We start from the raw sequence: 4,550 nt of genomic DNA on the forward strand, positions 1-4,550 counted from the left end.
CCCTGGAGGCCCGGAGATCTGGCCCAGCGAAAAGGGCGGATCGAGCGCCAGGGCAACCAGAACCCGCTGGTCCATGTTTACCGCTATGTGACCGAAGGGACCTTCGACGCATACCTCTGGCAGACGGTGGAGAACAAGCAGAAATTCATCTCCCAGATCATGACCTCAAAATCACCGGTCCGCAGCTGTGACGATGTGGACGAAACCGCCCTGTCCTTCGCGGAGATCAAGGCCCTGTGTGCCGGGGACCCCCGCATCAAGGAGCGTATGGATTTGGATGTGGAGGTATCCCGCTTAAAGCTGATGAAGGCCGACCACCAGAGCAAGCAGTACCGGCTGGAAGATCAGCTGTTAAAGCACTTCCCGGAGGAAATCGAGAAACACAAAGGCTTTATCCAGGGACTGGAAACGGATATGGAAACCCTGGCGGCACACCCCCACCCGACAGACGGATTTACCGGCATGGAAGTCCGGGGCGATACGCTCACCGACAAAGAGAACGCCGGAGCCGCCCTTCTGGACGCCTGCAAGGAGGTTAAAGGCTCCGAGCCGGTGCAGGTCGGCAGCTACCGGGGATTTGCTATGTTTGTAACCTTTGACGCTTTTCAGAAGGAATATATGCTCCAACTGAAAGGCAAGATGACCCACCGTACCGCCCTGGGCGCAGACCCGCGCGGCAACCTGACCCGGATTGACAACGCGCTTTCCCAGATGCCCCAGCGGTTGGAAAGCGTCAAAGTCCAGCTGGATAACCTTTACCAGCAGCAGGCCGCCGCGAAGGAGGAAGTGGGCAAAGCCTTCCCCTATGAGGAGGAATTGCGGGTCAAGAACGCCCGTCTGGTGGAGCTGGATATGGAGCTGAACATGGACAGCAAGGGGCAGTCCCGTCCAGAAGCGGCGATTGCCAAGCGCGAAAGGCCCTCGGTGCTGGAAGGGCTGAAACGCCCCATCCCGCCCCGCAGCATGGAAAAGAAACCCAGACAACAGGAACAGGAGGCAAGATAATATGAACAGCAATGAAAAGAATACGGCCCTTTATGAGAAGATGGCCGCTGAACAGGATACCTTCCGGGATTGGCTGAAAAGCCAGTCCCCGGAGGAGGTCCTGAACCACGCCTATGAGTACACCGTCCGGGAGGACATTGTGATGGCGATGGAGGAACTGGAACTCTCCGATAACCAGGCACAGGCGCTTCTGGATTCCCCCTCCCCGCTGGCTGATGTGTACCGGCATTTTGAAAAGCTGGAAACCGGCTATATGGATGTGATCCGGGAAAGCATTGAGGAACGGGCGAATGAGATGTGCAAGGAAAAAGAGGAACAGAGAGCCGCCCCGGTCTATCCCCACTCCGCCGCCTATGCGTCCGAGCATGGGGAGATGGCGCAGTACCGCGCCTCCCTGCAAGTCAGTCTTGCCTGCAAAGAAGCCACCCGGCAGGCCATCAGCGCCCACTATGGGGATAACCGCCTGAATACCGAGGCCGCTGTCAAAGAAGTGCTGGAACAGTTCGGGCCGGAGCGTATGCAGTACATCCTTGCCAATACGGTGCTGAAAAAGGAGCATGACGGGCGCATCTCCCGCGATAACAAAGCCTGGGCGAAAACAATCCCCATGCCGGAGGATGGCGGCGATCCCCGCCACAGCTATGCTCTGGTGGTGGATAAGGTCAACCCCGGCCTGACCGACCTGTTCTTGAAGCAGGCGCGGAAAGTCCTTCAAGCCCCGGAGAAAGGCTCCGTCCTGGAAAAACTCAAACAGGAGCCGCCGGAACGCAGACCCGCCGCCCCTAAGAAACGGGAACCGGAACGATGAGCGCGGCAAAGCGGAAACGGGAGGTACAGGTGAATTTCCGGGTTTCCCCGGAGGAGCTGGCCCTGATTGAGCAGAAAATGTCCCAGCTTGGAACCGTCAACCGGGAAGCCTACCTGCGGAAAATGGCGCTGGACGGGTATGTGGTAAAGCTGGATTTGCCGGAGCTGAAGGAGCTGGTGTCCCTGATGCGCTATTCCAGCAACAACTTAAACCAGCTGACCCGTAAAGTGCATGAAACCGGGCGGGTTTATGACGCTGATCTGGAGGATATATCCCAGCGGCAGGAACAGCTTTGGGAGGGTGTGCAGAAGATACTGGCCCAGCTTTCCAAGCTCTCCTGACCGGATAGTTTGCTCCATCTGCGGAGGGAGGAACGGCGTTCTTCGCCGCGCCTTCCTCCGCTTTTTCTTTTTGCCTTAAAGTTCAGCGTTCAGATGTGATATATTTTTGATTTTGGCTTCTCGGTTTGTCCGGTATTGTCATCTGGAGCTTTCCAGTATCAAGCAGAGGCCGCAGGTATTTTTGTGTAAAGTTCTTTGTGTTTTTATATCCGCAGTGTTCTGCGATTTCCGCTTTAGAGTGTGGTTCAAGGCAAAAGACCAGAATCTTATCAGTGATTGTCACTTGGGTTGTCACTTGGGTCTTGACTTGGGTTGTCACTTGGGTCTTTTCCTGCGGCCCCACCTTTTCAATGGCAACCGGAGCCAACGGAACGATTGTGCGGAATACATCATCCTCGATAAATTCTGGTGTCCCGCCGGAATAAAGCCGGGTGTATTTATAGGTGTTCCGCATACCGGAACCCAGTTCATCAGCCAATCCAATTTCCCGGAACACTTTCGATATAGGTGGGTTCTTTGCATACGGCTCGAAAGAGGATAACAGCAGTTCCCCATGTCCGTGAGAGCGGTTGGCGTTTTCGGTGTAAAGCCGGTTTCGCTCGATTACAAACTTTGCCACATATCCGCTGGAATAATCCCTGTGTGCCAGACTGTTTGAAAAAATTTCCCGCAAAATCCAATCTCTGGCACTGATGCTTTGAATCCCTTCCTGCACAAAAGGATCACTAAGGTGTTTTTGCCCAAACGCAATCAGGCGGTCATAGGTTTCTAAAAGATTTGTTATGATAACGTCCCTGTCATCATAACGGTCCAAATTCTCTACCCGAAAAATAGCATCTGTCTTATGCTGCGGAAGAACAGACATGATGGTAGAGTCTTTTCCAAAGAGCAGGATTGCCGCAAGAGTGATACCTTCCATCTGCTTTTCTTCATCTTTTAGAATCAGACCGGCGCTGTGCAGCATTTCCTCGTCTGACATGGATTTCCACGGATGGTTTGCAGTACGGCTGGAAGTCATCGTTCTTGCCCTTTCAATCAGGTCAGAGCGAAGATCACTAAGCTGAAACCGGGTCACTTTGTTGACAAAATAACTGCCGCTTTTACGGGCATACAGCTGATACACCATATCTGAATTATCCGTAATGTCAATATCCGATTCATGGTTCCGGTCAAAAATACGCCCGCGATGACGGCATACCTGGCTGCTGACCGGCACTTGAATTACCAGAAGTGTGCGCCCCTCTATCTGGTAAGTTTCCGGCTGTAAATAAAGGGGAGGATTGATTTTCTGCCCGTTGTTGATAGAGGTAACAAAATCTTTTTTCATGCGGTCAACTGCATCCGGGATAATTCCTAAAATCTCTCCGTTGTCCTTTACGCCCAGGATAATGATTCCACCATCCCGGTTAGAGAATGAGCAGACAGTATCATACACATCCCTGGTAATCTCGTTTGTGGATTTCTTAAACTCCACACGGATATTTTCACCGCCATGTATCAGCGTCAACAGTTCATATTCTGTCATAGGAGCAAGACCCCCTTTCGGTTTCAAATTTCTATTCCCTATTATACGGGATTTTTCAAATAATATCAATTCAATGATGCTAAGAACAGTAGGAGGTGTTTGATATGGCAACCACACGCATCATGCCGCTGCACACCGGTAAGGGCCGCACCGAAAGCCAAGCGGTCAGTGACATTATCGACTATGTAGCCAACCCACAAAAGACAGACAACGGCAGGCTCGTCACCGGCTTTGCGTGTGACAGCCGGGTAGCCGATGCCGAGTTTCTGCTGTCAAAACGGGAGTACATTTCCACCACTGGCCGGGTACGCGGCGCGGACGATGTACTTGCCTACCATGTCCGGCAGTCCTTTGTCCCCGGCGAGATTACCCCGGAAGAAGCCAACCGGCTGGGCGTGGAGTTTGCAAAGCGGTTCACCAAGGGCAATCACGCCTTTGTGGTCTGCACCCATATCGACAAGTCCCATATCCATAACCACATCATCTGGAACGCGGTCAATCTGAACTGTGACCGGAAATTCCGAAACTTTTGGGGCAGTACCCGCGCGGTCCGGCGGCTGAATGATACCATCTGCGTTGAGAACGGCTATTCCATTGTAGAGGACCCAAAACCGCATGGGAAAAGCTACAACAAATGGCTGGGGGACCGGGTAAAGCCATCCCACCGGGAACAGCTCCGCGTGATGATTGACCAGGCATTAGAACAGAAACCGGCAGACTTTGACGGGCTGTTAAAGCTGCTTGCGGAAATGGGTTGTGAGGTGTCACGCCGGGGACAGGCAATCCGGCTCAAAGCCCCCGGCTGGAAGAATGTTGCCCGCATGGATGAAAAGCTGGGACAAGGGTACAGCGAAGATGAAATCCGGGCGGT

General features: G+C 53.2%; 4 protein-coding genes and 1 pseudogene. 4 read left to right on the forward strand and 1 reads right to left on the reverse strand.

Going from position 1 to position 4,550, the window contains the following annotated elements; genetic code table 11:
* From C814_RS20145 to mobC, 3 genes and pseudogenes are all read left to right on the forward strand, one after another.
* Nucleotides 1–1,005: pseudogene (locus C814_RS20145) on the forward strand (helicase SNF2); the annotation flags it as partial.
* Nucleotide 1,006: 1 nt separating this feature from the next.
* On the forward strand, nucleotides 1,007–1,813 hold the full coding sequence (locus C814_RS20150; protein WP_016317314.1) for a DUF3848 domain-containing protein: 807 nt from the start codon (nucleotides 1,007–1,009) through the stop codon (nucleotides 1,811–1,813).
* Entirely contained in the window at nucleotides 1,810–2,154 is a 345-nt protein-coding gene (mobC, locus tag C814_RS20155; RefSeq protein ID WP_004070769.1) for a plasmid mobilization protein, read from the forward strand. Before C814_RS20150 ends, mobC begins: the two co-directional genes overlap by 4 nt.
* A gap of 82 nt (nucleotides 2,155–2,236) precedes the next feature.
* On the opposite strand, the gene C814_RS20160 is transcribed toward mobC, so the two are convergent.
* On the reverse strand, nucleotides 2,237–3,679 hold the full coding sequence (locus tag C814_RS20160; protein WP_004075240.1) for an RNA-binding domain-containing protein: 1,443 nt from the start codon (nucleotides 3,677–3,679) through the stop codon (nucleotides 2,237–2,239).
* A gap of 104 nt (nucleotides 3,680–3,783) precedes the next feature.
* On the opposite strand from C814_RS20160, the gene C814_RS20165 reads away from it, so the two are divergent.
* On the forward strand, nucleotides 3,784–4,550 hold a 767-nt coding region (locus tag C814_RS20165; protein ID WP_016317315.1), incomplete at its 3' end, for a relaxase/mobilization nuclease domain-containing protein.

The organism is Anaerotruncus sp. G3(2012), from assembly GCF_000403395.2.
Classification (GTDB): domain Bacteria; phylum Bacillota; class Clostridia; order Oscillospirales; family Ruminococcaceae; genus Anaerotruncus.

Bases quoted from the DNA above. Each gene is read 5' to 3' on its own strand.
- C814_RS20150 (WP_016317314.1), top strand. From the start codon at position 1,007: ATGAACAGCAATGAAAAGAATACGGCCCTTTATGAGAAGATGGCCGCT.
- mobC (WP_004070769.1), top strand. From the start codon at position 1,810: ATGAGCGCGGCAAAGCGGAAACGGGAGGTACAGGTGAATTTCCGGGTT.
- C814_RS20160 (WP_004075240.1), bottom strand. From the start codon at position 3,679: ATGACAGAATATGAACTGTTGACGCTGATACATGGCGGTGAAAATATC.